The organism is Plastoroseomonas hellenica (genome assembly GCF_018129085.1).
In the GTDB taxonomy this organism is placed as follows: Bacteria; Pseudomonadota; Alphaproteobacteria; order Acetobacterales; family Acetobacteraceae; genus Plastoroseomonas; species Plastoroseomonas hellenica.
This window is the reverse complement of record NZ_JAAGBB010000011.1, coordinates 1-24,379: the sequence shown is the minus strand read 5'-3', so window position 1 is coordinate 24,379 and position 24,379 is coordinate 1. Positions and strand designations below refer to the sequence as shown.

Annotated in this window: 25 protein-coding genes; 6 read left to right on the top strand and 19 right to left on the bottom strand. The window is 69.0% G+C overall.

The window, feature by feature from the left end:
- Positions 1-207 precede the first annotated feature (207 nt).
- On the top strand, positions 208-1,530 hold the full coding sequence (locus tag GXW71_RS10715) for an LLM class flavin-dependent oxidoreductase (RefSeq protein ID WP_211852496.1): 1,323 nt from the start codon (positions 208-210) through the stop codon (positions 1,528-1,530).
- Between the two features lie 113 nt (positions 1,531-1,643).
- Here GXW71_RS10715 and GXW71_RS10710 read toward each other — a convergent pair whose 3' ends face one another.
- From GXW71_RS10710 to GXW71_RS10680, 7 genes are all read right to left on the bottom strand, one after another.
- Positions 1,644-2,408 (bottom strand): metallophosphoesterase family protein, encoded by a 765-nt coding sequence (locus GXW71_RS10710; protein ID WP_211852495.1) that lies wholly within the window; start codon positions 2,406-2,408, stop codon positions 1,644-1,646.
- 96 nt (positions 2,409-2,504) lie between these two features.
- Complete coding sequence (locus GXW71_RS10705) at positions 2,505-3,182, bottom strand: hypothetical protein (protein ID WP_211852494.1); 678 nt, start codon at positions 3,180-3,182, stop codon at positions 2,505-2,507.
- A gap of 48 nt (positions 3,183-3,230) precedes the next feature.
- Positions 3,231-3,947 carry an ABC transporter ATP-binding protein gene (locus tag GXW71_RS10700; protein WP_211852493.1) on the bottom strand — a complete coding sequence of 239 codons (717 nt, stop codon included), beginning with the start codon at positions 3,945-3,947 and terminating at the stop codon, positions 3,231-3,233.
- 58 nt (positions 3,948-4,005) lie between these two features.
- Positions 4,006-4,803: an ATP-binding cassette domain-containing protein gene (locus GXW71_RS10695; protein WP_211852492.1), complete on the bottom strand. Its 798-nt coding sequence runs from the start codon at positions 4,801-4,803 to the stop codon at positions 4,006-4,008.
- Between the two features lie 89 nt (positions 4,804-4,892).
- Positions 4,893-6,176, bottom strand: a complete 1,284-nt coding sequence (gene livM, locus GXW71_RS10690; RefSeq protein WP_211852491.1) for a high-affinity branched-chain amino acid ABC transporter permease LivM — start codon at positions 6,174-6,176, stop codon at positions 4,893-4,895.
- A gap of 133 nt (positions 6,177-6,309) precedes the next feature.
- Positions 6,310-7,614 (bottom strand): sensor histidine kinase, encoded by a 1,305-nt coding sequence (locus GXW71_RS10685; RefSeq protein WP_211852490.1) that lies wholly within the window; start codon positions 7,612-7,614, stop codon positions 6,310-6,312.
- Complete coding sequence (locus GXW71_RS10680) at positions 7,611-8,282, bottom strand: response regulator transcription factor (RefSeq protein ID WP_211852489.1); 672 nt, start codon at positions 8,280-8,282, stop codon at positions 7,611-7,613. The genes GXW71_RS10685 and GXW71_RS10680 overlap by 4 nt, the downstream gene beginning before the upstream one ends.
- A gap of 145 nt (positions 8,283-8,427) precedes the next feature.
- Here GXW71_RS10680 and GXW71_RS10675 point away from each other — a divergent pair, with 145 nt between their 5' ends.
- Positions 8,428-9,237 (top strand): MipA/OmpV family protein, encoded by an 810-nt coding sequence (locus tag GXW71_RS10675; RefSeq protein ID WP_211852488.1) that lies wholly within the window; start codon positions 8,428-8,430, stop codon positions 9,235-9,237.
- Between the two features lie 184 nt (positions 9,238-9,421).
- Here the strand turns inward: GXW71_RS10675 and GXW71_RS10670 are convergent, their stop codons facing one another.
- The 4 genes from GXW71_RS10670 to GXW71_RS35155 form a co-directional block, all read right to left on the bottom strand.
- Positions 9,422-10,336: an ABC transporter permease subunit gene (locus GXW71_RS10670; RefSeq protein ID WP_211852487.1), complete on the bottom strand. Its 915-nt coding sequence runs from the start codon at positions 10,334-10,336 to the stop codon at positions 9,422-9,424.
- Between the two features lie 125 nt (positions 10,337-10,461).
- Positions 10,462-12,048, bottom strand: coding sequence for an ABC transporter substrate-binding protein (locus tag GXW71_RS10665; RefSeq protein WP_211852486.1), 1,587 nt, complete (start codon positions 12,046-12,048; stop codon positions 10,462-10,464).
- Between the two features lie 228 nt (positions 12,049-12,276).
- Positions 12,277-12,945 carry a YoaK family protein gene (locus GXW71_RS10660; protein WP_211852485.1) on the bottom strand — a complete coding sequence of 223 codons (669 nt, stop codon included), beginning with the start codon at positions 12,943-12,945 and terminating at the stop codon, positions 12,277-12,279.
- Between the two features lie 48 nt (positions 12,946-12,993).
- On the bottom strand, positions 12,994-13,122 hold the full coding sequence (locus tag GXW71_RS35155) for a hypothetical protein (protein ID WP_281417343.1): 129 nt from the start codon (positions 13,120-13,122) through the stop codon (positions 12,994-12,996).
- A 264-nt stretch (positions 13,123-13,386) separates the two neighbouring features.
- Between GXW71_RS35155 and GXW71_RS10655 the strand changes: the two genes are divergently transcribed.
- The 3 genes from GXW71_RS10655 (at position 13,387) to GXW71_RS10645 (ending at position 16,156) form a co-directional block, all read left to right on the top strand.
- Positions 13,387-14,256 carry a Bug family tripartite tricarboxylate transporter substrate binding protein gene (locus GXW71_RS10655; protein ID WP_211852484.1) on the top strand — a complete coding sequence of 290 codons (870 nt, stop codon included), beginning with the start codon at positions 13,387-13,389 and terminating at the stop codon, positions 14,254-14,256.
- A gap of 95 nt (positions 14,257-14,351) precedes the next feature.
- Positions 14,352-15,257, top strand: a complete 906-nt coding sequence (locus GXW71_RS10650; protein WP_211852483.1) for a polysaccharide deacetylase family protein — start codon at positions 14,352-14,354, stop codon at positions 15,255-15,257.
- The gene (locus GXW71_RS10645) at positions 15,254-16,156 is read left to right on the top strand and encodes a polysaccharide deacetylase family protein (RefSeq protein WP_211852482.1); all 903 of its coding nucleotides are present in this window, start codon (positions 15,254-15,256) and stop codon (positions 16,154-16,156) included. Before GXW71_RS10650 ends, GXW71_RS10645 begins: the two co-directional genes overlap by 4 nt.
- Positions 16,157-16,186: 30 nt before the next feature.
- Here the strand turns inward: GXW71_RS10645 and GXW71_RS10640 are convergent, their stop codons facing one another.
- Entirely contained in the window at positions 16,187-17,158 is a 972-nt protein-coding gene (locus GXW71_RS10640) for a Bug family tripartite tricarboxylate transporter substrate binding protein (RefSeq protein ID WP_211852481.1), read from the bottom strand.
- 113 nt (positions 17,159-17,271) lie between these two features.
- Between GXW71_RS10640 and GXW71_RS10635 the strand changes: the two genes are divergently transcribed.
- Positions 17,272-17,769 carry a hypothetical protein gene (locus GXW71_RS10635; protein WP_211852480.1) on the top strand — a complete coding sequence of 166 codons (498 nt, stop codon included), beginning with the start codon at positions 17,272-17,274 and terminating at the stop codon, positions 17,767-17,769.
- A gap of 109 nt (positions 17,770-17,878) precedes the next feature.
- On the opposite strand, the gene phoB is transcribed toward GXW71_RS10635, so the two are convergent.
- The 7 genes from phoB to GXW71_RS10600 form a co-directional block, all read right to left on the bottom strand.
- The gene (gene phoB, locus GXW71_RS10630) at positions 17,879-18,598 is read right to left on the bottom strand and encodes a phosphate regulon transcriptional regulator PhoB (RefSeq protein ID WP_211852479.1); all 720 of its coding nucleotides are present in this window, start codon (positions 18,596-18,598) and stop codon (positions 17,879-17,881) included.
- Between the two features lie 14 nt (positions 18,599-18,612).
- The gene (phoU, locus tag GXW71_RS10625; RefSeq protein ID WP_246526463.1) at positions 18,613-19,338 is read right to left on the bottom strand and encodes a phosphate signaling complex protein PhoU; all 726 of its coding nucleotides are present in this window, start codon (positions 19,336-19,338) and stop codon (positions 18,613-18,615) included.
- A 16-nt stretch (positions 19,339-19,354) separates the two neighbouring features.
- Entirely contained in the window at positions 19,355-20,200 is an 846-nt protein-coding gene (gene pstB, locus GXW71_RS10620) for a phosphate ABC transporter ATP-binding protein PstB (RefSeq protein WP_211852478.1), read from the bottom strand.
- A 16-nt stretch (positions 20,201-20,216) separates the two neighbouring features.
- Positions 20,217-21,122 carry a phosphate ABC transporter permease PstA gene (gene pstA, locus GXW71_RS10615; protein WP_211852477.1) on the bottom strand — a complete coding sequence of 302 codons (906 nt, stop codon included), beginning with the start codon at positions 21,120-21,122 and terminating at the stop codon, positions 20,217-20,219.
- Positions 21,123-21,126: 4 nt separating this feature from the next.
- Positions 21,127-22,110: a phosphate ABC transporter permease subunit PstC gene (gene pstC / locus GXW71_RS10610; protein WP_211852476.1), complete on the bottom strand. Its 984-nt coding sequence runs from the start codon at positions 22,108-22,110 to the stop codon at positions 21,127-21,129.
- 65 nt (positions 22,111-22,175) lie between these two features.
- Positions 22,176-23,231: a phosphate ABC transporter substrate-binding protein PstS gene (gene pstS, locus GXW71_RS10605; protein WP_367617284.1), complete on the bottom strand. Its 1,056-nt coding sequence runs from the start codon at positions 23,229-23,231 to the stop codon at positions 22,176-22,178.
- 160 nt (positions 23,232-23,391) lie between these two features.
- A complete protein-coding gene (locus GXW71_RS10600; protein WP_211852474.1) occupies positions 23,392-24,183 on the bottom strand; it encodes an enoyl-CoA hydratase-related protein in 792 nt (263 codons plus the stop codon).
- Positions 24,184-24,379: the final 196 nt, after the last annotated feature.

Here is a 24,379-nt window from a genome sequence, read left to right as displayed (position 1 = left end):
CTATGCTCCTGGCGGGGACCCAGGGGGCGGAGCCCCCTGGGCTCTGCCGCGTCATCCAGCCCAGCGAGGAATTTGCCGTGCGGGGGGCGTGCGGGAGCATGGGTTTTCGCGGGGTGGCGCCGATCGGGGAAAGCGCCTGGGTGTGCTTGCTGCCTTGCGAGGCCGACGCCATGTCGCGGGTAACAGAGCCATCGCGAGGCCATTCCCATGCCCACCCGCCAGCTTCATCTCGGTGCCTTCATGCGCCCGGTCAGCATTCATACGGGCGCCTGGCGCTATCCCGGCGCCTGGCCTGACGCGAATTTCAGCTTCCCGAAGATCAAGCGCCTGATCCAGACGCTCGAACGCGGCAAGTTCGACGCCTTCTTCATGGCGGATCATTTGGCGCTGCTGAACATGCCGGTGGAGGCGCTGAAGCGCAGCCACACCGTGACCTCCTTCGATCCGCTGACCCTGCTGCCGGCGCTGGCCGCGGTGACCGAGCGCATCGGCCTGATCGCGACGGCGTCCACCACCTACAACGATCCCTATCATGTGGCGCGCAAGTTCGCGTCGCTGGACCACATCAGCGAAGGGCGCGCGGGGTGGAACCTGGTCACCACCGCGAACCCCGATGCGGCGATGAATTTCGGCCATGACGCGCATATGGCGCATGGCGAGCGCTACAAGCGGGCGCGGGAGTTCTTCGACGTGGTCACCGGGCTCTGGGATTCCTGGGCCGACGACGCGGTGATCCGCGATGTGGAAAGTGGGATCTTCTTCGACCCCGACCGGCTGCATGTGTTGAACCACAAGGGGCCGGAGCTTTCGGTGCGCGGGCCGCTCAACATCGCGCGGCCGGTGCAGGGCTGGCCGGTGATCGTGCAGGCGGGTTCGTCCGAGGCCGGGCGGCAGATCGCGGCGGAGACCGCGGAGGCGATCTTCGCCGCGCCTGGCACGCTCGCCGACGGGCAGACCTTCTATGCGGATGTGAAGGGCCGCATGGCCGCACTCGGCCGCGACCCGGAGCTCCTGAAGATCCTGCCCGGCTGCTTCGTCGTGGTCGGCGACACGGTCGCGGAGGCGCGTGCCAAGCGCGCGCATCTCGACAGCCTCGTGCACTACGACAGCGCCATCGCCTCGCTCTCGATCTCGCTCGGCGTCGATGCCTCTCGCTTCGATCCCGACGGTCCGCTGCCACCGATCCCGGAGACCGAGCAGAGCAAGTCCGGCCGGGAGCGCGCGATCCGCCTGGCGGAGCGCGAGGGGCTGACGGTGCGCCAGCTCGCGCAGCGGCTCGGCGGCTATGCGGGGCTTTCGATGGTCGGCACGCCGGAGAGCATCGCGGACGAGATGGAGCAATGGCTGGAGGGTCGTGGCAGCGACGGCTTCAACATCATGTTCCCCCACCTGCCGACAGGCCTCGATGAGTTCGTCGATAAGGTGGTGCCGGAGCTGCAGCGCCGCGGCCTGTTTCGCCGCGATTATGAGGGCAGGACGCTGCGCGACCACCTCGGCTTGCCGCGTCCGAAGAACCAGTTCTTCGACTGACGGCCGGCGCATCCGGAACGCCGGCTCGCGGCCCCGTCTGGCCTCAGCCGGCTTCCAGCTTCTGCGCCTGTTGCCTGCGACGGGCCGTATCAATGCTGCTTTGGGGCCGGACGTCAGTATCCGCGCAACAGGCGGGAGGCCAGCCGCTCGGGCAGGCCCGCCGCCCTGACTTTCGCCGCTGCCGCTGCGGTGTCGTAGTCGACTCGGAGGCAGGTGAGCTCTTGGGTCTCGACCTGGAAGAGAGCGTAGAAAGCGGCAGGATTCTCATCGCGAGGTTGCCCAACGGCACCGAGCACGAGCAGCCAACGGCTATCCCGGGTCAGGCCGATCGGCGTGCCAGTCGGCACCCGCAGCCGCTCCAGGTCAGCGGGGCCGCCGGGCGCGATCGCATCGAGGCCTAGCAGCCTGAATAGCCGGGGCTTGTGCGTATGTCCGACGAAGGTCAACCGCGCCTCCGTCGCATCGAGGCTCCGCTGCGCGGTCTCCACATCACTGACGTAGCGCCAGGCTCGAGGTGCCGAAGCGTCCGCATGGACGTACAGGCGATCATCTTCCGATACCTGCATCGGAAGCTGATCGAGGAAGTTGCGGCAGTCGTCATCCAGGACGGATCGCGTCCAGGCGATGGCGGCTTCTGCGTCCGCGGTCATCTTGGACTGCTCGGAGATGGCGGCATCGTCGTGGTTGCCGCGGATCGCGACGGCGCCGCGTGCGACGTATTGCGCCGCGAGCTGCGTCACGGCGACGGGGTCCGCGCCATACCCCACGAGATCTCCGAGGAACACGAACCGGTCCGCGCCGCGCCGTTCTGCATCCTCCAGGCATGCCCGGAAGGCCTCCAGATTGGCGTGCATATCCGTGAGGAGTGCGATCTGCATGCCGTTGCCCTTCTGACGGTATGTCCAAGTCTGCGGATTCACCGCGCCGGTCCCGGCCGGCGTAAGCCATCCGGCGGCACTAATCGCCGACGGCCATCAATTCGGACTGCGGCGCCTCATCCGGGCTTCGCTTTCCGCGGTCGGCAATGGCCAACGCTTCTTCGGGATCAATCCTGGCAAATCGGCGAGGGCTGCGGAAAGTGCTTCGGCGCTCAGGCCGGCGGCTCCGGCGCCGCCGATGAGTTCCGACATCCCCCATTCCCACGCGAACGTCATGGCGTCCTCCGCCGCGGCGTGGGAATGCGGCGGCGCCCAGTGCCGCAACGCCGGCCGGATCGCCCTGGGATCCAGCGACTTCAGACGAAGATGGGCGGCTACCTGGCCTCCCGACTTCGTCTCCGGGATCTCCCAGGGCCGGTTGCGGCCAGCGGCCTCGTACAGCATCTGCAGCCAGCCATCGTCCCAGTCTCCGGAGCCTGTGTCCGTCGCCAAGACCTCGCCGGAAAACGCGCCGTCGAGAACTTCGCACACTGTATCGACATCCATGCCATCTCGCAGAAGGGTGTCCATCGTGAGGCCATGTGCCGCGACTGACGCGAGATCCCAGCGCCAGGACTCGGAGCGCCAAGCATCGGAGGGACGGATGAGGATGCTTCGGGCGTGCAGACGCACGACACCGTTCTCCGCCTCGGCTCGCGCCCAGCCGACCTCAATGGGATAGCACCCCGCGGTGATGCCGGACGCTTCGACGTCAATGAAGATTGGGGAGAGCATCCTTCCGTCCCGCGAAAATGGCCGCATCGCAGAGGCAAGTGAGCGCGATCAATGGCCCCCCAAGTAGGCAGCGCGTATCTCCGGCCGCGACAATAGCTCTCGGCCAGGGCCCTCCAGGGTGATGCGGCCGGTCACCAGCACATAGCCGCGATGCGCCAAGCGGAGCGCCTGGTTGGCGTTCTGCTCGACCAGCAGCACGGTCAGGCCTTCGCGTTCGTTCAGCTCGCGGATCGCGGCGAAGATCTGCTTGGCGATCAGCGGCGCGAGGCCGAGCGAGGGCTCGTCCAGCAGCAGCAGCCGCGGTCGTGCCATCAGCGCACGGCCGATCGCCAGCATCTGCTGCTCCCCGCCGGACAGCGTGCCGCCGCGCTGGGTGGCGCGCTCCTTGAGTCGGGGGAACAGGGTGAAGACATGCTCCAGGTCGCGCGCCGGATCATGGCCCGCGATCTCCGCGCCCATGATCAGGTTCTCCATCACCGTCATGCGCGGGAAGATGCGGCGGCCTTCCGGCGCCTGCGCGATGCCGCCGCGCATGATCGCGTGGGTCGGCTGGCGGGTGATGTCCTGTCCGTCGAAGAGGATCTGGCCCGAACGCGCGCGCGGGTCGCCGCAGATGGTCATCAGCAAGGTGGACTTGCCGGCACCATTGGCGCCGATCAGCGTGACGATCTCGCCGGCATGGACATGGACCGAGACGCCCTTCAGCGCCTGAACGGCGCCATAGGATGCGCAGACCTCCTCCAGCGCGAGCATCGGCTGGCTCATGGTTTGGCCCGCCGATTCAGCTCTCCGCGCCATTCGGCGCTCCGACCATCGGACGGGCTCATTCCCCCTCATCTCCTTCGCCGAGATAGGCGGCGATCACGCGGGCATCGGCGCGGATCGCGCTGGGCACCGCATCGGCGATCTTGCGCCCGTGGTCCAGCACCACGATACGGTCGGAGATGCCCATCACCACGCTCATGTCGTGCTCGATGAGCAGGATGGAGCAGCCGCCGTCGCGGATCTGCCGCAGCAGCATCGACAGTTCATCGCTCTCGCGCGGGTTGAGGCCGGCGGCCGGCTCGTCGAGGCAGAGCAGCGCCGGCTCCGTGCACATAGCGCGCGCGATCTCGAGGCGCCGCTGCGCGCCATAGGGCAGGGCGCCCGCCGGATCATCGGCGCGTTCGAGCAGCGCCGTCGCGTCCAGCCAATGCCGGGCGCGCTCGATCGCCTCCCGCTCGGCCGCAGGATAGCGGGAGAGGCCAAGCACAGCGCCGATGCCGAGGCCGGTCGCCGCCATCAGCCGGTTGTGCTGCGCGACCAGCAGGTTCTCCAGCACCGTCATGCCCTGGAACAGGCGGATGTTCTGGAAGGTGCGCGCAACGCCGGCGCGCGCGATGCGATGCCCGGCAAGCCGGTGCAGCGCCGCCTCGCCCAGTGGTCCGTGCAGGGTGATGGCGCCGGCGCTTGGCCGGTAGAAGCCGGTGATGCAGTTGAACAGGGTGGTCTTGCCGGCGCCGTTCGGGCCGATGATCGCCGTGATGTCGTTCGTCTCAGCCGTGAAGGAGACATCGTCCACCGCGACCAAGCCGCCGAAGCGCATGGTCAGCTCCTCGACGCTCAGGATCGGCCGGCTCACGGCGGCGCTCCGACCATCGGACGGGCTTGTTGTCTGGCCCGGCCGATTCAGCTCTCCGCGCCCTTCGGCGTTTCGACCATCGGACGGGCTCATCCGTGCCCCTCGCCGACCAGCGACCCGCTGATCGCCTTGCGCTTTCCGAGTGCGACCGTTGGCGTGCGGGAGGAGACGAGGCCGCGGGGACGCAGCACCATGATCACCACCATGGCCGCGCCGAAGACCAGCATCCGCCATTCTTCGAGGCCGCGGAATACCTCGAAGCCGCCGATCATGATCAGCGCCGCGAGCGCGATGCCGATCTGGCTGCCCATGCCGCCCAGCACAACGATCGCCAGGATGATGGCGCTCTCGATGAAGGTGAAGCTTTCCGGGCTGATGAAGCCTTGGCGGGTCGCGAAGAAGGCGCCGGCGAAGCCGCCGAACATGGCACCGAGCGCAAAGGCGGTCAGCTTCGTCGTGGTGATGTTGATGCCGAGCGCGCGGCAGGCGATCTCATCCTCCCGCAGCGCTTCCCAGGCGCGGCCGAGCGGCTGGCGGCGCAGCCGGATGCTGACCCAGTTGGTCAGCAGCGCGAGGCCGAGGATCAGGTAATAGAGGAAGATCACCCGGTGCAGCGGGCTCGGCTCCAGTCCGAAAAAGCCGGCGAAGGTATCGGGCTCCCCGCTCATGTTGAAGGGCAGGCCGAAGAAGGAGGGGCGGGGAATGCCGCTCATGCCGTTCGGCCCGTTGGTGAGGCTGACCCAGTTCACCAGCACGACGCGGATGATCTCGCCGAAGGCGAGCGTCACGATCGCGAGGTAGTCGCCGCGCAGCCGCAGCACGGGGAAGCCGAGCAGCACGCCCCAGAACCCCGCGAGGATGCCGGCCAGCGGCAGGCAGATCCAGAAGGACAGCCCGAAGGCGTGCGCCAGCAGCGCATAGGAATAGGCGCCGACCGCGTAGAAGGCGACGTAGCCGAGGTCGAGCAGTCCCGCGAGGCCGACCACGATGTTGAGCCCCCAGCCCAGCATCACATAGGTCAGCACCAGGACACCGAGATCGAGCTCGTAGCGTCCGGTTCCGGGGATGAAGGGCAGCATCACGGCGACGCCCAGCAGCAGCGGCGTCAGCAGCTTGCCGGCGCGGCGCAGCGGCTCCTCCCACCAGGGGCTGGCGGTCGAGGCCACGGGGATGCGCCGGCCGAGCCACAGCACCAGCACGAAGCGCGCCAACGCCGCGAGCGTGATCAGGATCGCGGCATCGGACCAGCGCGTGCGCAGGAAGAGCGCCCCGTTCGGCGCCACGTCGGTGCGCAGCGCTACCATGGGCAGGAACAGCCCGGCCGCAACCAGGCCGGTGACCGCAGCATCGCGAAGCGCGAGGCGGAATCTCATGTGAACCGGCACCGGCCGGGGATCGGGGTCCTGGGAATGCGCGGGCTCCGAAACATGCGTGGCAGGCGATCTTACACTCGCTGCCGCCAGCAAAGCCCAGCGGAGACTGCGTGAGAAGGAGAGAAAGCGACTGTTACGCCGGGAAGCGGATCCGGAACAGCGCCCCGCTCGGCTCGCCGTCGCGCAGCTCGATCGTCGCGCCATGGGCGCGCAGCGCCTCGCGGACGATATAGAGACCGAGACCCGCCCCGGTGCCGCCACCAGCCCGCTGGAAGGGCTCGAAGACCCGCTCCCGCCATTCGGCCGGCACGCCGGCGCCACGGTCGGCGACCTCGACCACACCGTCGTGGCGGATGCGGAGTTCCGCCAGCCCTCCCTTGCCGCCGTGCGACAGCGCATTGCCGATCAGGTTCGACAGCGCGCCGCGCAGCGCCTGCTCGTCGCCGAGGATATCGAGCCGCGGCACCTCGCTTGAGAAGGCGATGGAGCTGCCATCCTCGATCGCGAGCGGCCCCATATCCGCGACCACGTCGCGGGCGAGGGCCACCAGGTCCAGCGATTCCCGCCGCGCGCCGCCATGATGCAGCCGCTCCAGGTCCAGCAACTGGTTGGCCAGCAGCGAGAGCCGGCGCACGTCCTGGCGGAGCTTGTGCTTGGCCGCACTCTCCGGCAGCTCATCCAGGCGGATGCCGAGGATCGCGACCGGCGTGCGCAGCTCATGCGCGGCATTGGCGACGAAGCGGCGCTGGCGCTCATTCTCCTCCTCGAGCCGGGCGAAGGCGGCGTTGGTGGCGTTGACCAGGGGCAGGATTTCGGCCGGGACCTTCTCCACGGGCAAATGCGGTCCCTGCTGGCCCGGCGTCAGCGCCGCGGCGGCCCGCGCGGCGTGGCGCACCGGCCGCAGCAGCAGATGCACCAGCCCGATGATCACCGCGGTGGTGCAGAGGCCGGCGACCAGCAGGATCAGCGCGATACGCCACAGCCGGTCGGTCAGCCAGCCCCGCAACCCGGCCCAGAAATCGCCTCGCTGCCCGCCGAGCAGGATGGCCACCCGACCGGCCGAGGTGGAGACGTAACGGGTCGTTCCCTCCAACGCGCGCCAGGCTTCTTCCGAATCGCCTTCCGACTTGTCGATCCGGTCGACGCCGCCGCGCAGCAGCGTGTCGCCATCGGTCGCGAAGAACCAGAAGCCGGGATTCGCCTCCATATAGGCCGTCAGCACCGGCTCCGGCCGCAGCACGAGCCGCCCCCCGGGCTCACGCCCGATCGAGGGGGCAAGCAGCCGCACCGCTTCCTCAGCCGCCAACCACTGCGAGAGGGGGGTTCGGCTTTCGCGCAGCGGCTCGGTCAGGATCCCACCGATCAGCACCAGGGCCTGGAAGGCGACCAGCCCGTACACCAGCCGCCGGGCCAGGGAATTGCAGCGGGTCGCCCTCATCCAGCCTTCACCAGATAGCCGACGCCGCGCAAGGCGTGGATCACCACGCCCGCCTCGCTCTCCGTCAGCCGGCGGCGCAGGCGCGAGACATGGGCATCGAGTGTATTCGACAGTGGCGCGTCGTCGAAGCCGAACAGCGCCGCCTCGATGGCGTCGCGCTGCACCACCCGGCCGGCGCGGCGCAGCAACAGGTCGAGCAGCGCCAGCTCCCGCCGCGGCAGGTGCAGCGGCTGGCCGTGCACGCTGGCTTCGCGATGCGCCGGGTCGAAGCGCAGCGCGCCGAGCGCCAGCGGCTCCACCGCGCCGTTGCCGCGGCGGCGCGACACCGCGCGCAGCCGCGCCAGTAATTCGTCGATCTCGAAGGGCTTGGCGAGATAGTCGTCGGCGCCGGCATCCAGACCTTCGACGCGTTCGGCGATCAGCGCCCGCGCGGTCAGCAGGATGACGGGGGGCGGGTCGGGCAGGGCGCGGATCGCGGGCAGCAGCGTCACCCCGTCGCCATCCGGCAGCCTTCGGTCGAGCAGCACGGCACGGAACTCCGCTTCCTGAATGGCGGCGCGTGCCTGATCGAGGTCGGGCACCCAATCCACCACGAAGCCACGCCGGGTCAGGGCGGCGCGCAGCGCCACCGCCAACTCGGTCTCGTCCTCGACCAGCAGGATGCGCATGCCCCCTCCGCGAAGCGCCCCTTCCACTATCCAGGCTCCGCATTGCCGAAAGCTGACGGAAGCGGCGTCAGCTTTCGGCAATGCAACATGGCTATCCGGGCACCGGACTTGAACCGCCGGGAGCCGGAATCGGATGAACTTGTCAATGCGCTTCGCCCGCCGCCTGGGCAGCGGCCCCATGCTGGGGGTGCTGGCCGGCATGGCCGTCGGGGGGGCCGCGCCGGCGGCGCGCGCGCAGGAGCCGGAGGCGCCGGGCTCCTTCAGCCTGCGGCTCGGTGCCGGCGTCGGCTTCGCGCCGGCCTATCCCGGGGCCGAGGCGATCATGGCCTCGCCCTTGCCGATCATCGATGCCCGTTGGCGGACCGGCCTCTCCGTCTTCGACACGGTCTATCTGAGCACGCAGGACGGGCTCGGCGCCGTGGTGCTGCGGACCGGGCCGTTCAGCATCGCCGGTGGCGTCGGCTTCGCGCCGGGGCGTGACGAGGATGCGTCCGCGCGGCTGCGCGGGCTCGGCGACATCGACGCCGCCGCCCGCGGCTATGTGACTTTCCGCGCCGATCTGGGCCAGGTCGACCTGTCGCTCCGGGTTGACCGCTATTTCGGGGAGCAGGAGGGCACCACGCTCACCTTCGGCGCCGCCTATCGCCAGCCGATCACCCCGGCGCTGACCCTGATCGGCCGGGTCGGCGCGGTCTGGGCGGATGGCGAGCAGCAGCGGCTGTGGTTCGGCATCGACGATCTCCAGTCGCGGCGCTCGGGCCTGCCGACCTTCCGGCCGGGCTCTGGCTTCCGCAATGTCAACGCCAGCCTGACCGGCCGCTACGCGATCTCCACCTCCTGGGACATCTCCGCGACGATCGGCGTGACGCATCTGCTGGGCGACGCCGCCGACAGCCCGATCACCCAGCGCGAGACGCAGCCCTTCGGGATGCTCGGCGTCTCCTATCGGTTTTAGCATCTGGCGCATCCGATTCAGACCTTCGGGCCTAGCGGCCCTCCGGTCATCGGATGCGCGGTTGGTTGGGCGCATCCGATTCAGACCTTCGGGCCAAGCGGCCCTCCGGTCATCGGATGCGCGGTTGGTTGGCGCATCCGATTCAGACCTTCGGGCCTAGCGGCCCTCCGGTCATCGGATGCGCTCAGACCTTCTCGACCTCCTGCCGGCCGAGCAGCCCGGTCGGCATGAAGATCAGCACCAGCACCAGGATCGCGAAGGCCGCGACATCCTTGTACTGAACGCTGAAATAGGCGCTCCAGAAGGTCTCGATCAGCCCGATCAGCAAGCCCCCCAGCACCGCGCCGGGCAGGCTGCCGATGCCGCCGAGCACCGCTGCCGTGAAGGCTTTCACGCCGGCGAGGAAGCCGATGTAGAAATCGATCACGCCGTAACGCAGCAGATAGAGCGTGCCGGCGACCGCGGCGAGTGCCGCGCCGATCACGAAGGTCAGGCTGATCGTGCGGTCGGTGTCGATGCCGAGGAGGGCCGCCATCTTCCGGTCTTGCTCGCAGGCGCGCATCGCGCGGCCGAGCGAGGTCCGGGTGACCAGCCAGGTGAAGACCGCGAGCACCACGATGGTGATGGTGACGATCATGATCTGGATGGTGCTGACCTGCACCGCAAAGGTGCCGTCGCGCATCACCTCGAAGCCGCCGCGCACCACGGGCTCCAGCGGCTTCACCCGGGCACCCTGGGAGACCTGGACGTAGTTCTGCAGCAGGATGGACATGCCGATCGCCGAGATCAGCGGCGCCAGCCGGAAGCTGCCGCGGAGCGGCCGATAGGCGAGGCGTTCCACCGACCAGCCATAGAGTGCGGTCACCGCCATCGAGACCAGCAGCACGAGCAGGATGGCGGCGGGCCCTTCCATCAGCCCGCCGGTGAGCAGCATGACGACGGTGATCAGGGCGACGAAGGCGCCGATCATGAAGACGTCGCCATGGGCGAAGTTGATCATGCCGATGATGCCGTAGACCATCGTATAGCCGACCGCGATCAGCCCGTAGATCATGCCGAGCGAGACGCCGTTGATGAGCTGCTGCAGCGCGTAGGCCAACGCGCGTCCCCCTTGTGATTCGATAAGCCGACCCTATCGCGCCCCGCCGGGCCGGCGAAAGCTGAAACGGCGCCTTCGCGATTCGGGATCCGCGCCGCCGGCGCAGGTCCCGCAGGCATCTCGCCTCAGCCGCGCCGGACGTTCCAGAAGGCGTAGATCGCGGGGATCGCGCCGGTGATGCCGCGCCGCCAGGCGGTGGAGCCGAAATACTGGCCGGTCGGCAGGTAGGGCGCTTCCTCCAAGACCAGCCGCTGGACACGCTCGGCGATGCCGCGCTGCGCGGCCATGTCGGGCGCGTCGAACCATTCGGCACGGGCCGAGTCCAGGGCGGGAACCGTCGGCCAGCCGAACCAGGCGCCTTCGCCATTGGCACGCAGGAACTGCATGACGCCGGGGTTGATGCCATCGAGCCCGTTCCAGGTGGTGTGGAACATGTTCCAGCCGCCCTGCTCCGGCGGATCCTTCTTGGCGCGGCGCTGCACCAGCGTGCCCCAGTCGGACACGACGTAGTCCACATTCATGCCGAGCCGCACCAGCAGGTCGCGCCCGACCTCCCCGAGTGCGGCCAGCACCGCCTGGTCGGTCGGCGCCATCAGCACCACGCGTTCGCCATTGTAGCCCGCCTCCCGCAATTCGCGACGGGAGCGTTCGATGTCCCGCGGCCCGGTGATCGCCTCGATCCCGGCATCGTTGGCCAGTGGTGTTTCAGGGGTGAAGACGCCGACGCCGGCGCGCCAGAGTGCGGGGTCGACACCGGCACCGGCGGTCATGAAATCCGCCTGGCTCATCGCCCGCAGCACGGCGCGGCGGACGGCCGGCTTGTCGAAGGGGGGATGCAGGCAATTGAACACGCCGGTGCCGAAGGTGCCGAGTGGGCTCGCGCGTTGCACGATCACCTCGCGGGAGCGCGCGAGCGCCGGCAGCAGGTCGTTCGGCGGGTTCTCCCACCAGTCGACCTCACCGTTGCGCAGCGCGGCAGCGGCGGTGCCGGGGTCGGGCATGACGGTCCATTCGACGCGGTCGAAATGCACGCGCTTGGGGCCGGCGGCCCAATCGGCTTCGCCGCCTTCGCGGGGGCGGTAGGCCGGGTTGCGCTCATAGGCCACGCGGGCGCCGACCACACGCTCATTGGGCAGGAAGCGGAAGGGGCCGCTGCCGATGGTCTCGGTGATGGGACGGCTGGGGTCGGCGGCTGCGATGCGCTCCGGCATGATGAAGAGGGCGGAAGGGCCGATCTTGGCCAGCGTCTCCAGCATCGGGCCGAAGGGGCGCTGCAGGCGGATGGTGAAGCTGCGGTCGTCCGGCGCCGCCATCTCCGCAACGCGGCTCATCAGCACCTGACCGAGCGCATCGCGCTGCGCCCAGCGGCGGATTGAGGCGATGCAGTCCCGGCCGCGCACCGGTTCCCCATCATGGAACAGCAGGCCGTCGCGCAGGCGGAAGCTCCAGAGCTTGCCGTCCTCGTCGACCGTATGGCCTTCGACCATCTGCGGCTGCGGCTGCAGCCGGCTGTCCATGCCGTAGAGCTGGTCATAAACCATCAGCGCGTGATGGCGCGTGATATAGGCGGTGGTGACGACCGGATCGATCACCGTGAGATCGGTCTGCGGCACGTATCTCAGCACGCGTGCCGCCGCCGGCTGCGCCAGCGCAGGCCGGGCGAGGCCGAGTGCCGCGGCACCCAGCATCAGATCACGTCGTTTGAAGGTCATCGGCTACCCCATGTGTCAGGCGGGCCGAGGCTGGCAAGTCTCCCGGGGGCATCCAAGCAAAGCGGAGAGTGTCGGCGCAACACTCTCGGCGCGGCATCCCGACCGCCCGGCCGGCACCTGCTTGTTTGCGCGCCAAGCAAGGGAGGCCGTGCATAAGCGGCGGGCGATCGCCCCGATGGCATGCCTGGATACAGCCGGGATCGCGGCCCCGCAGATGGGCGAGCCGGCTTACTGAGCCGTGGCGAGCCGCGCGGTCGCCAGCCCGAGCAGGGGCGGCAGCAGGAAGCACCAGGTGCCCGCGACGTAGAAGAGCAGCGCCGCGGCCGCGCAGCCGGCAGCGAAGCAGAGCACGCTGTTGGCCAGCTGGCCGATGCGGCGCCGCGCCGCGAGTTTCTCGTCCTCGGGCAGGCCACGCACGAGATCGACGGCATCGATGACGATCTGCGTGGTGCTGCCGGTCATCAGCGTGGTCGGCGGCATGCTGCCGAGATGGATGCGATGCACCCCGTTCTGCACCGCCATGGCGGCGACCAGGACCATGCCGGTGAGGATCGCCTGCCAATGATCGCCATCGGCGAAGGGGCCGAAGGCCGCGGCGAGGATGCCGCCCGCGAGCAGCAGCAGGACCTTGGTGCCGAGCAGCACCGGCAACTCGCGTCGGCCCCGGCGGGCCAGCGCGACGCCCGCGAGGCGTACCAGGGCGATGACCAGGCAGAACACCGGCAGCGCCGCGAGCTTGGCGATGATGCCCGAAGTGCCGAATGCGAGGGCTGCGCCGATGGTCACGAAGTTGCCGGTGACATGCGCGGTGAAGAGGCCGTGCAGGGCCAGGAAGCCGGCGGTGTCCACATAGCCGGCATTCGCGCTGAGGAGAGAGGAAAGGCGCGTCTCGTGCATGGCGATCCCTTGCAGCCGGGCTGGCGCGCCTTTCCTAGCCGAATATGCTCAAACGTGTGCCGCCATCGCGCGTCCGGTCTCGCGGGTGCCGAGGCGGCCGCCGACATCGCGCGTGGTCTCGCCGGCGCTGACCGCGCAGACGACGGCGTTCTCGATCGCGGCGATGACGAGACGCATGGCGGGAAGGCTCCTCAACCTGACCTGGGATCAGGCGTAGTCTCCGCCGGGGATGCGCATCGGCCAAGGGCCTGTCTGGTGCCGTTCCGCAACGGGCCCGGCCGCGCTATAGGATGGCAAGTCATCTTTTCCGGGAGTGAAGCCCATGACCCAGACCAGGCTCCCGCGGCGCGCCATGCTCGGTGGGCGCTTGCCACGCCCTTCTTCGCCCGCGGCGTCCGGGCTCAGGGCGCCGACTGGCCCACGCGTCCGATCTCGCTGATCGTGCCCTGGGCGCCAGGCGGCTCGAACGACGTCGTCGCGCGCCTGCTCGCGCCGCATCTCTCCGAGCGTTTCGGGCAGCAATTCGTGATCGAGAACCGGGCCGGCGGCGGCGGCGCCATCGGCATGGGCCTGGTGTCACGCGCGCGGCCGGACGGCCACCAACTGCTGGTCTCCTCGGCCTCGAACCACGTCTTCCATGCCCTGATCTCACCCGATCTCGGCTACGACCCGCGCCAGGCCTTCTCCGGCATCGCGATGTGGGTCGATGTACCGAACGCGATTGCCGTGAATCCCTCGCTCGGCGTGAACAATATCCAGGAACTGTTGGCGAAGATCCGCGCGACGCAGGGGGGCCTGTCCTTCGGTAGTTCCGGCACCGGCAGCAGCAACCACCTCGGCGGCGAGCTGTTTCGGATGATGACCAACACCGACCTGACCCATGTGCCGTATCGCGGCGGCGGGGCGGCCATCACCGACCTGGTCGCCGGCACCATCCCGATGGCGGTGATGAACCTGCCGACCCTGGTCGGCCCCGCAAGCGACGGCCGTGTCCGCATCCTCGGCGTCTGCACGGAGACGCGGGTCAGCTTCCGCCAGGATATCCCGACCGTCGCGGAGCAGGGCGTGCCCGGCTATTCCGTGCGCTCCTGGACCGGTCTGTTCGCGCCGCGCGGCACGCCGCAGCCGGTGCTCGACCGGCTCGCCGCCGCCTCCCGCGAGATCATGGAACTGCCGGCCATCAAGGCGCGGCTCGCGGATATCGCCTCCGAACCGATCTGGATGTCGCCCGCCGATACCGATGCCTTCGTGCGCCGGGAATTCGACCGCTGGACGCCGATCGTGCGCGCCACGGGCATCACCGCGAACTGATAGCGCCGGCCGGATCGCCGGCGCGTCATACCGCGGGCAATTGACGCATCGCCGCGGACGGGCCGAGAGTCCGCGGCGATGACGGGAGGGACAGGATGAAGCTGCCGCGGCATGGGCGCTACGCGCATAGCGCGATCAAGGATCGTCCCACCTATGAATGGCCGAACGGCACGCGCCTCGCGCTGACCATCTGCAACAACATCGAGCATTTCGCTTATCGCGCGGGGCTCGGCAGCGACAGCACCGGGCTCTCCGCCGTGCAGAACCAGCGGCCCTATGCCTGGCGCGACTACGGCAATCGCGTCGGCCTTTGGAACATGCTGGAGGTGCTGGACGAGCTCGGCGTCCCTTCCGCGCACAACGTCAATGCCGCGGTGCTGGAAGCCTGCCCGGAGATCGCACCGGCGCTCAGGGCCCGCGGCGACGAGTTCATCGGTCATGGCCGCAGCAATTCCGAGCGCCAGGACGGGCTGTGGGAAGAGGATGAGCGGCGGCTGATCGCCGAGAGCCGCGACGTGCTCGCACGCCATGCCGGCACCTCGCCCAAGGGCTGGCTTGGCCCCTATATCGCGCAATCCACTGTCACCCTCGACCTGCTGAAGGAGGAGGGCTTCGATTACGTCATGGACTGGCCGGCCGACGACCAGCCCTTCTGGATGGCGACGCGCGCCGGCCCGATCCTGTCGGTCCCCTATTCGGTCGAGGTGAACGACAGCCCGGCGATGATCGCGCGCCATCACACCGGCCGCCAGTTCGCGGAGTTCATCGAGGACCAGTTTGCGATGATGCTGGCGCAGTCGGCGAAGCGGCCGCTGGTCTGCTCGATCGTGCTGCACCCCTTCATCATCGGTCAACCTTCTCGCCTGAAGCCGTTCCGTGACGCGCTCGCGCGCATCCTGGACCAGCGGGCGAAGCTCTGGCTGGCCCGGCCCGGGGAGATCGCCCGCTATGCCGCGGAGCTGCCCAAGGGCGTCGTTCCCGGATCGGAGCTGCTGCCATGACCGACCAGGATGTCGGCCGCGCCCGCGACTTCGTGGGCTATGGCCGCAATCCGCCCGATCCGCGTTGGCCGGGCGGCGCCCATGTCGCGGTGAACTTCGTCATCAACTACGAGGAGGGGGGCGAGGCGGCGGTGCCCGACGGCGACCCGCATTCCGAGAATGCGCTGACCGAGGGCAGCACCGCACCGGTGAAGGGGCGGGACCTCGCCGCCGAGAGCATGTTTCTCTATGGCAGCCGCGCCGGCTTCTGGCGCCTGCACCGCATGTTCACGCGGCGTGGCCTGCCTTGCACCGTCTTCGCGGTGGCGCGCGCGCTGGAGCGCAATCCCGAGGCCTGCGCGGCGATGGCCGAGGCCGGCTGGGACGTCGCCGGCCATGGCTGGAAATGGGAGATCCATGCCGGCATGGACGAGGCGACGGAGCGTCAGCGCATCGCCGACGCCACCGCCGCCATCGGGCGCTGCATCGGCACGCCGCCCGCCGGCTGGTACACGCGCTATGCGCCGACGCTCGCCACGCGCCGCCTGCTGCTCGATGCCGGCTACGAATACGACAGCGACGCCTATGACGACGAGCTGCCCTATTGGGTGAAGGTCGGTGCGCGGGACCAGCTCGTGCTGCCCTACTCCCTGGTTCACAACGACGTCCGCTTCGCGCGCCAGGGCATGACCAGCGGCGATGAGTACTTCACCTATATGCGCAATGCCGTCGAATGCGTGGTGCGGGAGGATCCGCCGCGCATGCTGAGCTTCGGCCTACACAACCGCATCATCGGCCATCCCGGCCGCGCCGCGGGACTGGCGAAGCTGCTCGACTGGCTCGCCGCGCGCCCCGATGTCTGGATCGCGCGGCGCATCGACATCGCGCGGCATTGGAAGGCGGTGCATCCGGCGGCGTGATGCGCCATCCGGCGGCGGGCTTCCGCCGGGCTACTCAGTCCGGATATTGGCGGCCTGCGCCACCTCCCGCCACCGCGCCAGCTCCTCGCGGAGCAGCGTCGCGAAGGCGGCGGGAGTGTCGGGGGCGGGCCGGGCGCCCTCGCCGGCCATGATGCGCTGCATGGCGGGGTCGGCAAGCGCCTCATTCGCGGCGGCGTTGAGGCGGGCGGTGACCTCCGGCGGCAAGCCCCTGGGGCCAAACAGGCCCCACCAGATATCGGCCTCGTAGTCGATCCCCGCCTCTCGCACGGTGGGCGCCGGGCGGGTGCCCTCCGGCCGGCCCGGCGCGGTATAGGCGAGGAGGTGGACCCGCCCCTCCCGCGCCGGCGCATTGGCGCTGGCGACGGTGGTGATCAGCACCTTGATGTGGCCGGCCACCAGATCCGTCACCGCCGGCGGCATGCCGCGATAGGGGATGTGGTTCATGCGGATGCCGGCGCGCAGGCAAAAATACTCGGTGATGAAGTGGTTGATGCCGCCGGGGCCGGAGGAGCCATAGTCGATCCCCCCGGGATTGGCCTTCGCCGCGGCCACGAGCTCCTGCACCGTGCGCGGCGGGAAATCGGGGGCGGTCAGGATGAAGAAGGGCGACCTGGCCAGGAGGGCAATGGCCTCGAAATCCTCCGGCAGCCGATAGCTGGTGCGCTGCACGATGGACGACGTCGCGAAGGAGGAGGAAGTCACCATCAGCGTGTGACCATCGGCGGGCGCCTGGGCGACCATGGTCGAACCCAGGACGCTGCCGGCCCCGGCGCGGTTGTCGATCACGACCGGCTGGCCGAGCTTCGCCTGCAGCCGCTCCGCCAGTGGCCGGGCCACCACGTCGTTGGAGCCGCCGGGTGGGAACGGCACCACGATGCGGATCGGCCGGTTCGGCCAGGGGGCTTGGGCGAGGGCGGGGCGGGCGAGCGGCGCGGCGGCAAGGCCGGCCAGCAGGGCCCGGCGGGGCGTGATGATGGTCATGGGATCGGTTCCTCCAGGGCGCAGTCTCGCCCGCTCTGGAGGGGCTGCGAAAGGGGGCGCCTCAGCTTTGGTTAAGCCCCGCCATGGCAGGCTGCCCCACCCTGGAGACACGGATGGACGCTGCGCGCCCACATTTTGACTGGCCGCTGGAGCAGCTTGCCGAACATGCGGCGCAACATGCTGCGAATCGCCTCGTGCTCGACCGGATCCAGGAGGAGCTGTCGCACCGGCCCGGCCATCGTGCACGCCGCCTGGAGAGCAGCGTGGAGCATCGTATCGCGCTGCTCGACGGTACCGCGCGGGAGGAGGAGATGCGCGGCACGCTCGCCGCCGCCGCCATAACCATCGAGCATCTGCGCCGACGCCTGGCGGAAGCTGAATACCGGGCCGAGGAGGCGGAACGCCTGGCGCCGCAAGGCGCATCGCCGCATCACCGCGTCTTCCTGACCGCCGATGCGCCGCTCTGGTTGATCAGCGAGGTGCGCCGCGCCTTCCGCCGACGCTACCATCCGGACAAGCAGGTGGATCCGGAGGCGCGACGCCGCGCGGAAGTCGCCTTCAAGCGGGCGGAGGCGGTCTTTGCCTCCCTGCCTGCAGCACCCGAGGAATAGGCGGCCTGGCCGAAGCTGGGATAGACCGCCCTACGGCGATCTGCCGATCATCTGCATGGCGAGCAGATTCATGCCTGCGGGCTTAACCGCCCTGCGGCGATCTGCTCTCTCAACCTTCCTCGGCGTCGAGCGCGTAGCCGGCGGCGCGCACGGTGCGGATCAGGTCGGCTTCGCCCGGCGCGTTGATCGCCTTGCGCAGTCGGCGGATATGCACGTCCACGGTGCGCGGCTCGACATGGATGTCGCGCCCCCAGACCGCATCCAGCACCTGCTCACGGGTGAAGACGCGCCCGGGATGCAGCAGGAAGAATTCCAGCAGCCGGTACTCGGTCGGACCCAGATGCAGCGGGCGCCCGGCGCGGGTCACGCGGTGCGCATCCTGGTCCATCGCCAGATCCTGGTAGCGCAGCGTGCCCTTTTCCGGCACCGCGCCGGAGCGGCGGAGCAGGGCGCGGATGCGGGCCAGCAGCGCCTCCATGGCGAAGGGCTTGGCGATATAGTCGTCGGCGCCGGTGTCGAGTGCGCGCACCGTGTCCTGATCCTCGGTGCGGGCGGTGACCATGATGATCGGCAGGTCGCGCGTGGTCGGACGGCGCCGAAGCTGGCGGCAGACCTCGAGGCCGGACATGGCTGGCAGCATCCAGTCGAGCAGCACGAGATCCGGCTTGGCCTCGGCGACGCGCAGCAGCGCCTCCTGCCCGTCGGTCGCTTCCTCGACCGTGAAGCCCTGCTTTTCGAGGTTGTAGCGCATGAGCGTCAGCAGTGGCGCTTCGTCCTCGACCACAAGGATCGTGGGCCGTGCGGCGCCGCCGGTCAGGGCGAGGGACATGCGTGTCTGGCCTTTCAGGCTTCGGGCGGACGTACCACCGCGAAGGCGGAGCTGTCCGATTTCGGTCGGTCTTCCGGCAGGCTGTCGCCGCGCACCGCGTAGTGCACGGTCTCCGCGATGTTGGTCGCGTGGTCGCCGATGCGCTCCAGGTTCTTGGCGATGAACAGAAGATGGGTCGCGCCGGTGATGTTGCGTGGATCTTCCATCATATGCGTCAGCAACTCGCGGAAGATGCCGTTGTAGATGTCGTCCACGGGCTCATCGGCACCCCAGACGCGGGCCGCGGCCTCGGCATCGTCCTGGACCAGCGCGTCGATCGCGGCGGTCAGGTTCTCCTGCACCAGCCGTGCCATGCGGGCGAAGCCGTTCAGGCTGCCGATCACCGGCAGCGTCGCCAGCACGATCGCCCGCTTGGCGCCGTTCCGGGCATAGTCGCCGATGCGCTCCAGGTCGTGGCTGATCTTCATCGTGGCCACGATGAAGCGGAGGTCGGAAGCCATCGGCTGGCGCAGCGCCAGCAGGCGCACGCAGAAGGCTTCGATCTCCCGCTCCAACTGATCGAGCTGGGCGTCGCGCTTCACCACCTCGGCGGCGAGTTCGCTGTCGCGGCGGGTCAGCGCGGTGGTGGCGTCGGCCACCTGCTGCTCGGCCAGGCCGCCCATGCGCGCGACCATGTCGCGCAGGCGCTTCAGGTCTTCTTCGTAGCTGCGCACGATATGCTCCGGCATTTCCTGGGTCATGGCTCCCGGCCTTTCCTCAGCCGAACCGGCCGGTGATGTATTCCTGGGTACGCTTCTGCTTCGGCGCGGTGAACATCTGGGCCGCCGGCGCGATCTCCACCAACTCGCCAAGATAGAAGAAGGCGACCTGGTCGGCGCAGCGCGCCGCCTGCTGCATGTTGTGGGTGACGATCGCGATGGTGAAGTCGCGCTTCAGCTCGTCGATCAGCTCCTCGATCTTCAAGGTTGAGATCGGGTCGAGCGCCGAGGTCGGCTCGTCGAACAGGATCACCTCCGGCCGCACCGCGATGGTGCGCGCGATGCAGAGGCGCTGCTGCTGGCCGCCCGAGAGGCCGAGGGCGGAGCGGTCCAGCCGGTCCTTCACCTCGTCCCAGATAGCGGCGCGCGACAGCGCCCATTCGATGCGCTCATCCATCTGCGCCTTGGACAGGCGCTCGTGCAGTTTGATGCCGAAGGCGACGTTGTCGTAGATCGACATCGGGAACGGCGTCGGCTTCTGGAACACCATGCCGACCTTGGCGCGCAGCTCGTTCACGTCGACCGACGGCGCGATCATGTTGCGCCCGTCCATCAGCACCTCGCCGGTGGCGCGCTGGCCGGGGTAGAGGCTGTACATTCGGTTCAGGACGCGCAGCAGCGTGGACTTGCCGCAGCCGGACGGGCCGATCATGCCCGTCACCTGCTTCTCCGGCAGGTCGAAGTTGATCGACTTCAGCGCCTTCGTCTCACCGTAGAAGAAGTCGAGATTGCGCACGGAGACGCGCGCCGTGGCGTTGATGGCGGCATCCGAGCGGGCCTGCAGGCCGCCGAAGCTGGAGCTGGAGCTGGTTTCCGTCGCGACGGTTTCGGTGGAGGAGCTCATGGGTCTCTGTTCCCTATCAGCCGCGGGTCTTGAGCAGGGTGCGGGCGGCGACATTGATCGCGAGCACACCGAGCGTGACGATGAGAGCGCCGGTCCAGGCGATGGCGATCAAGTCGGGGAAGCCCGAATTCGCCTGCTGGTAGATGGCGATCGGCAGCGAGGACATCGCGGAGCCGAGATTGAAGCTGTTCACGTTGTTGCCGAAGGATGTCAGCAGCAGCGGCGCAGTCTCGCCGGCGATGCGGGCGATGGCCAGCAGCACACCGGTGACGATGCCAGACATTGCCGCCTTGTAGCAGACCAGCATGATCATCTTCCACTTCGGCGCGCCGAGGCCCATCACCGCCTCACGCAGCGTATTGGGGATGAGCTGCAGCATGTCCTCCGTCGTGCGGACCACCACCGGGATGACGATGACAGCCAGCGCCAGCACGCCGGCGATGCCCGAGAAGCCGCCCATCGGCAGCACGATGAGCTGATAGATGAAGAGGCCGATCAGGATCGAGGGCGCCGAGAGCAGCACGTCGGAGACGAAGCGCACCGCATTGCCGAGCGCCGAGGCGCGGGCATATTCGGCCAGGTAGGTGCCGACCAGCAGGCCGATCGGCGTGCCGATCAGCGTCGCGAGCACCACCTGGATCAGGCTGCCGGTGATGGCGTGCATCAGGCCGCCCCGCAGCGCGGTGTCGTCGCCATAGGTGGTCGGCTGGAACTCCGTGGTGAAGACGTGCAGGTCGAGTGCCGGGATCCCGCGCCAGAGCAGCGTGAACAGGATCGAGGCCAGGAAGAACAGGCCGGCCAGCATCGCGGCGATGCAGAGGAGGCGGACCAGCTTGTCCATGAAGCGGCGGCGGGCGCCGAGGCGACGCGCCACGTCGAGGTTCTTGACCGGCGCCGCGGGGATCATCGAGGTCGCACTCATCGGATCAGGCCTTCAGCCGCGAGCGCAGCAGGTAGCGCGAGGCGGCGAGCACGAGGAAGGAGATGACGAAGAGCAGGAAGCCGAGCGCCAGCAGGGAGGACTGCTTGAGGCTGCCCATCAGGCTTTCCGGGAACTCCATCGCGACCACCGAGGCGATCGTCGTCGAGGGATCGAAGAGCGAGGTCGCCAGGCGGTTCGCATTGCCGATCACAAAGGTGACCGCCATGGTCTCCCCGAGTGCGCGCCCCAGGCCCAGCATGATGCCGCCGACGACCGAGATGCGCGTGTAGGGCAGCACCACGTTGCGCACCACCTCCCACCGCGTGGCGCCGAGGCCATAGGCGCTCTCCTTGAACACCGGCGGCACCTGGCTGAACACGTCGCGCATGGTGGCGGCGATGAAGGGCAGGATCATGATCGCCAGTACCAGGGCCGCGGCGAAGAGCGAGGTGCCGGTGAAGCTGTTGGAGGCGAAGAGGAAGCCGATCAGCGGCAACTCGCCCAGTGTCTCCCCGAAGGAAAGCTGGATGTGCTGCTGCACGAAGGGCACCAGGACGAAAAGGCCCCACATGCCGAAGATGATCGACGGCACGGCGGCCAGCAGCTCGATCGCGGTGCCGATCGGGCGCTTCAGCCATTCAGGCGCCAGCTCGGTCAGGAAGAAGGCGATGCCGAAGGCGACCGGCACGGCGAAGATGATGGCGAGCACCGAGCTGACGACGGTGCCGAAGATGGAAATGAAGGCGCCGTAGTTCTCGCGGCCCTCGACCGGGTTCCAGGCGGTGCTCCAGAGGAACTGGAACCCGAAGGCCTGGAAGGCGGGAAGGCCGCCGATGAACAGCGTCAGGATGATGGCGCCGAGGATCAGCAGCACCAGGATGCCGGCGCCGCGGCAGAGCCATTCGAAGATGCTGTCGCCCAGACGGCCGGCGGTCTTGCGTCCGGTGGGGGCAGGGGGCGCGTCGGCGCCGATCACGGCCTGGCTCAAGCGGGGGATCCTTGCGGGTCGGAGAGGGGCCGGGGCGCCCGCCTGGGCGCCCCGGCCGGTTCAGCTCAGGCGGTCCAGATCGGCTGGCCGGCCGGATTCTTCACCTGCGCAGCCCAGGCGGCGCGGACGCGGCCATGCACGGCGTCCGGCACCGGGATGTATTCGAGGCGGCGCGCTGCCTCGGCGCCGTTCTTGAAGCACCAGTCGAAGAACTTCATCGTGTTGAGGCTGCCCGCCACCTTGTCCGCGGCCGGGTTGGTCGGCAGCAGGATGAAAGTCGGCGAGACGATCGGCCACACATTGGCGCCGGCCAGGTCGATCAGGTCCGCGGCGAACCCCGGCGCGCTCCAGTCCGCGACCTCGGCGGCGGCCAGGAAGTTCGGCATTTCCGGCCGCACGAAGTTGCCCGCCTTGTTGCGGAGCTGCGTCGTGATCAGGCGGTTCACCGTGGCATAGGCGTTCTCGGTGTAGCCGATCGCGCCCGGGGTGTTGCGGACGGTGTTCGACACGCCCTCATTGCCGCGGGCGCCGTTGCCGACCGGCCACTGCACCGAGGTCGCCGCACCCGGGCCGCTCTTCCACGCCTCGGAGACGCGGGCGAGATAGGTGGTGAACACGAAGGTGGTGCCCGAAGCGTCGGCGCGGTAGGTCGGCGAAACCGGCAGGTTTGGCAGCCGGATGTCGCGGTTCAGCTCGACGAGCTTGGCATCGTTCCAGCGGGTGATGCGGCCGAGGAAGAGGTCGGCCACCACTTCCGGCGTCAGGCGGAGCGCATTGTCCGCAACACCCGGGATGTTCACGATGAGCACGACCGAGCCCATCACCGTCGGGAACTGCAGCAGGCTGCGCTCGGTGAGCTGGGCTGCGGTCAGCGGTGCGTCGGTGGCGCCGAAATCGACGGTGCGGTTGGTGATCTGGTTGATGCCGCCGCCCGAGCCGATCGACTGGTAGTTGAGCGTCACACTGAGCGGCTCGCGCGCCGCCTGGCCCCAACGCTCATAGACCGGGCGGGGGAAGGTGGCGCCGGCGCCAGTGATCGAGGCTGCCTGGGCGAAGGCCGGGAGGGCGGGCGCCGCGAAAGCTGCCGCGCTGGACGCGAGAAGGAAGGACCGCCTGTTCACTGTCGAAATCTCCGTGCCTGTGTGGCGGTTCCCGCTTTGGGAAGGGGCTTGCCGCCTTCGGTGGCCTTCTAGGTCCGTGGGAAGACCACCGGATTGCAGATCGATGAAGCTTCGATGACAGTCCGCCCGACAACTACCATAGGTTGTCGGGTTCCCAGGCTCACCGATACCAGGCCGGGCGCCGCTTTTCCCGGAAGGCCGCCAGCCCCTCACGCCCTTCTGCGGAGGCGCGTTGGGTCCAGCTTTCATGCGCCAGCATCGCCATCTGGCGGGGATCGAGCGTCAGGCCGTTGGCCGCCAGGAAGCTGTCCTTGGTGACCGCGATGGCCGTGGGGGCGGAGAGCATCGTCTCATCCAGGATGGTGGCGAGCCTGCCATCGATGCCGTCCTTCTCCACCACCTCATGCACCAGCCCGATGCGCAATGCCTCGGCCGCCCCGAAGCGTTCCCCGGTCAAGGCATAGCGGCGGGTGTGACGGAGCCCCATCGCATTGACCATGTGGGTGGAGATCGGGGTCGGCGCCACCCCGACCCGGACCTCGGTCAGGCCGAAGATCGCATCCGGCGTCGCCAGGGCGACATCGACGCAGCAGACCATGCCGCAGCCACCGCCGAAGCAGGCGCCATGGACCAGCGCGAAGGTCGGCCGGTGGAATTCGTTCAACAGTTGCATCGCACGCGTGGTGCCCATGGAGGCCCGGTAGGCCTGCTCCGGGGTGTAGGTCGCGGCCCGGGCCAGCCAATCGAGGTCGGCGCCGGCCTGGAAGTGCTTGCCGGCCCCCCGGATCACCAGGGCGCGGACCGCCTCGTTCTTCGTCAGCGACTCGAGGCCCGCGATCAGCGCGTCGAGCAGATCCTCGTCATAGGCATTGCCCTTGTGCGGGCGGTTGAGCGTGGCGGTCGCGATGCCGCGATCATCGATCGCGAGCAGGACGGGGCTTTCGGTGGCCATGGCGCTTCTCCCTTGCGGCAGCGCCAGATGTGCCACGTCACGCTGGAATGGGGGAGCCGGCGCCAGCCAGGAGGCGGCGCCGGCCGCCCGCATTCAGTTGCGCGGCGTGGCGGGCGTGGTCGCGGCTGGCGGCGTCGCCGGAGCAGTGGGGGTGCGCGGCGTGGTGGCGCGCGGCGTGGCGGGTGCCGTCGTCCCG

Bases quoted from the DNA above. Each gene is read 5' to 3' on its own strand.
- GXW71_RS10705 (WP_211852494.1), bottom strand. From the start codon at position 3,182: ATGCTCTCCCCAATCTTCATTGACGTCGAAGCGTCCGGCATCACCGCG.
- GXW71_RS10600 (WP_211852474.1), bottom strand. From the start codon at position 24,183: ATGGCCACCGAAAGCCCCGTCCTGCTCGCGATCGATGATCGCGGCATC.
- GXW71_RS10715 (WP_211852496.1), top strand. From the start codon at position 208: ATGCCCACCCGCCAGCTTCATCTCGGTGCCTTCATGCGCCCGGTCAGC.
- GXW71_RS10640 (WP_211852481.1), bottom strand. From the start codon at position 17,158: ATGACCATCATCACGCCCCGCCGGGCCCTGCTGGCCGGCCTTGCCGCC.
- GXW71_RS10685 (WP_211852490.1), bottom strand. From the start codon at position 7,614: ATGAGGGCGACCCGCTGCAATTCCCTGGCCCGGCGGCTGGTGTACGGG.
- GXW71_RS35155 (WP_281417343.1), bottom strand. From the start codon at position 13,122: ATGCGTCTCGTCATCGCCGCGATCGAGAACGCCGTCGTCTGCGCGGTC.
- GXW71_RS10665 (WP_211852486.1), bottom strand. From the start codon at position 12,048: ATGACCTTCAAACGACGTGATCTGATGCTGGGTGCCGCGGCACTCGGC.
- GXW71_RS10700 (WP_211852493.1), bottom strand. From the start codon at position 3,947: ATGAGCCAGCCGATGCTCGCGCTGGAGGAGGTCTGCGCATCCTATGGC.
- pstB (WP_211852478.1), bottom strand. From the start codon at position 20,200: ATGAGCTCCTCCACCGAAACCGTCGCGACGGAAACCAGCTCCAGCTCC.
- GXW71_RS10675 (WP_211852488.1), top strand. From the start codon at position 8,428: ATGCGCTTCGCCCGCCGCCTGGGCAGCGGCCCCATGCTGGGGGTGCTG.
- GXW71_RS10710 (WP_211852495.1), bottom strand. From the start codon at position 2,408: ATGCAGATCGCACTCCTCACGGATATGCACGCCAATCTGGAGGCCTTC.
- GXW71_RS10650 (WP_211852483.1), top strand. From the start codon at position 14,352: ATGAAGCTGCCGCGGCATGGGCGCTACGCGCATAGCGCGATCAAGGAT.
- GXW71_RS10645 (WP_211852482.1), top strand. From the start codon at position 15,254: ATGACCGACCAGGATGTCGGCCGCGCCCGCGACTTCGTGGGCTATGGC.
- phoU (WP_246526463.1), bottom strand. From the start codon at position 19,338: ATGACCCAGGAAATGCCGGAGCATATCGTGCGCAGCTACGAAGAAGAC.
- livM (WP_211852491.1), bottom strand. From the start codon at position 6,176: ATGAGATTCCGCCTCGCGCTTCGCGATGCTGCGGTCACCGGCCTGGTT.
- phoB (WP_211852479.1), bottom strand. From the start codon at position 18,598: ATGTCCCTCGCCCTGACCGGCGGCGCCGCACGGCCCACGATCCTTGTG.
- GXW71_RS10635 (WP_211852480.1), top strand. From the start codon at position 17,272: ATGGACGCTGCGCGCCCACATTTTGACTGGCCGCTGGAGCAGCTTGCC.
- GXW71_RS10660 (WP_211852485.1), bottom strand. From the start codon at position 12,945: ATGCACGAGACGCGCCTTTCCTCTCTCCTCAGCGCGAATGCCGGCTAT.
- pstA (WP_211852477.1), bottom strand. From the start codon at position 21,122: ATGAGTGCGACCTCGATGATCCCCGCGGCGCCGGTCAAGAACCTCGAC.
- GXW71_RS10680 (WP_211852489.1), bottom strand. From the start codon at position 8,282: ATGCGCATCCTGCTGGTCGAGGACGAGACCGAGTTGGCGGTGGCGCTG.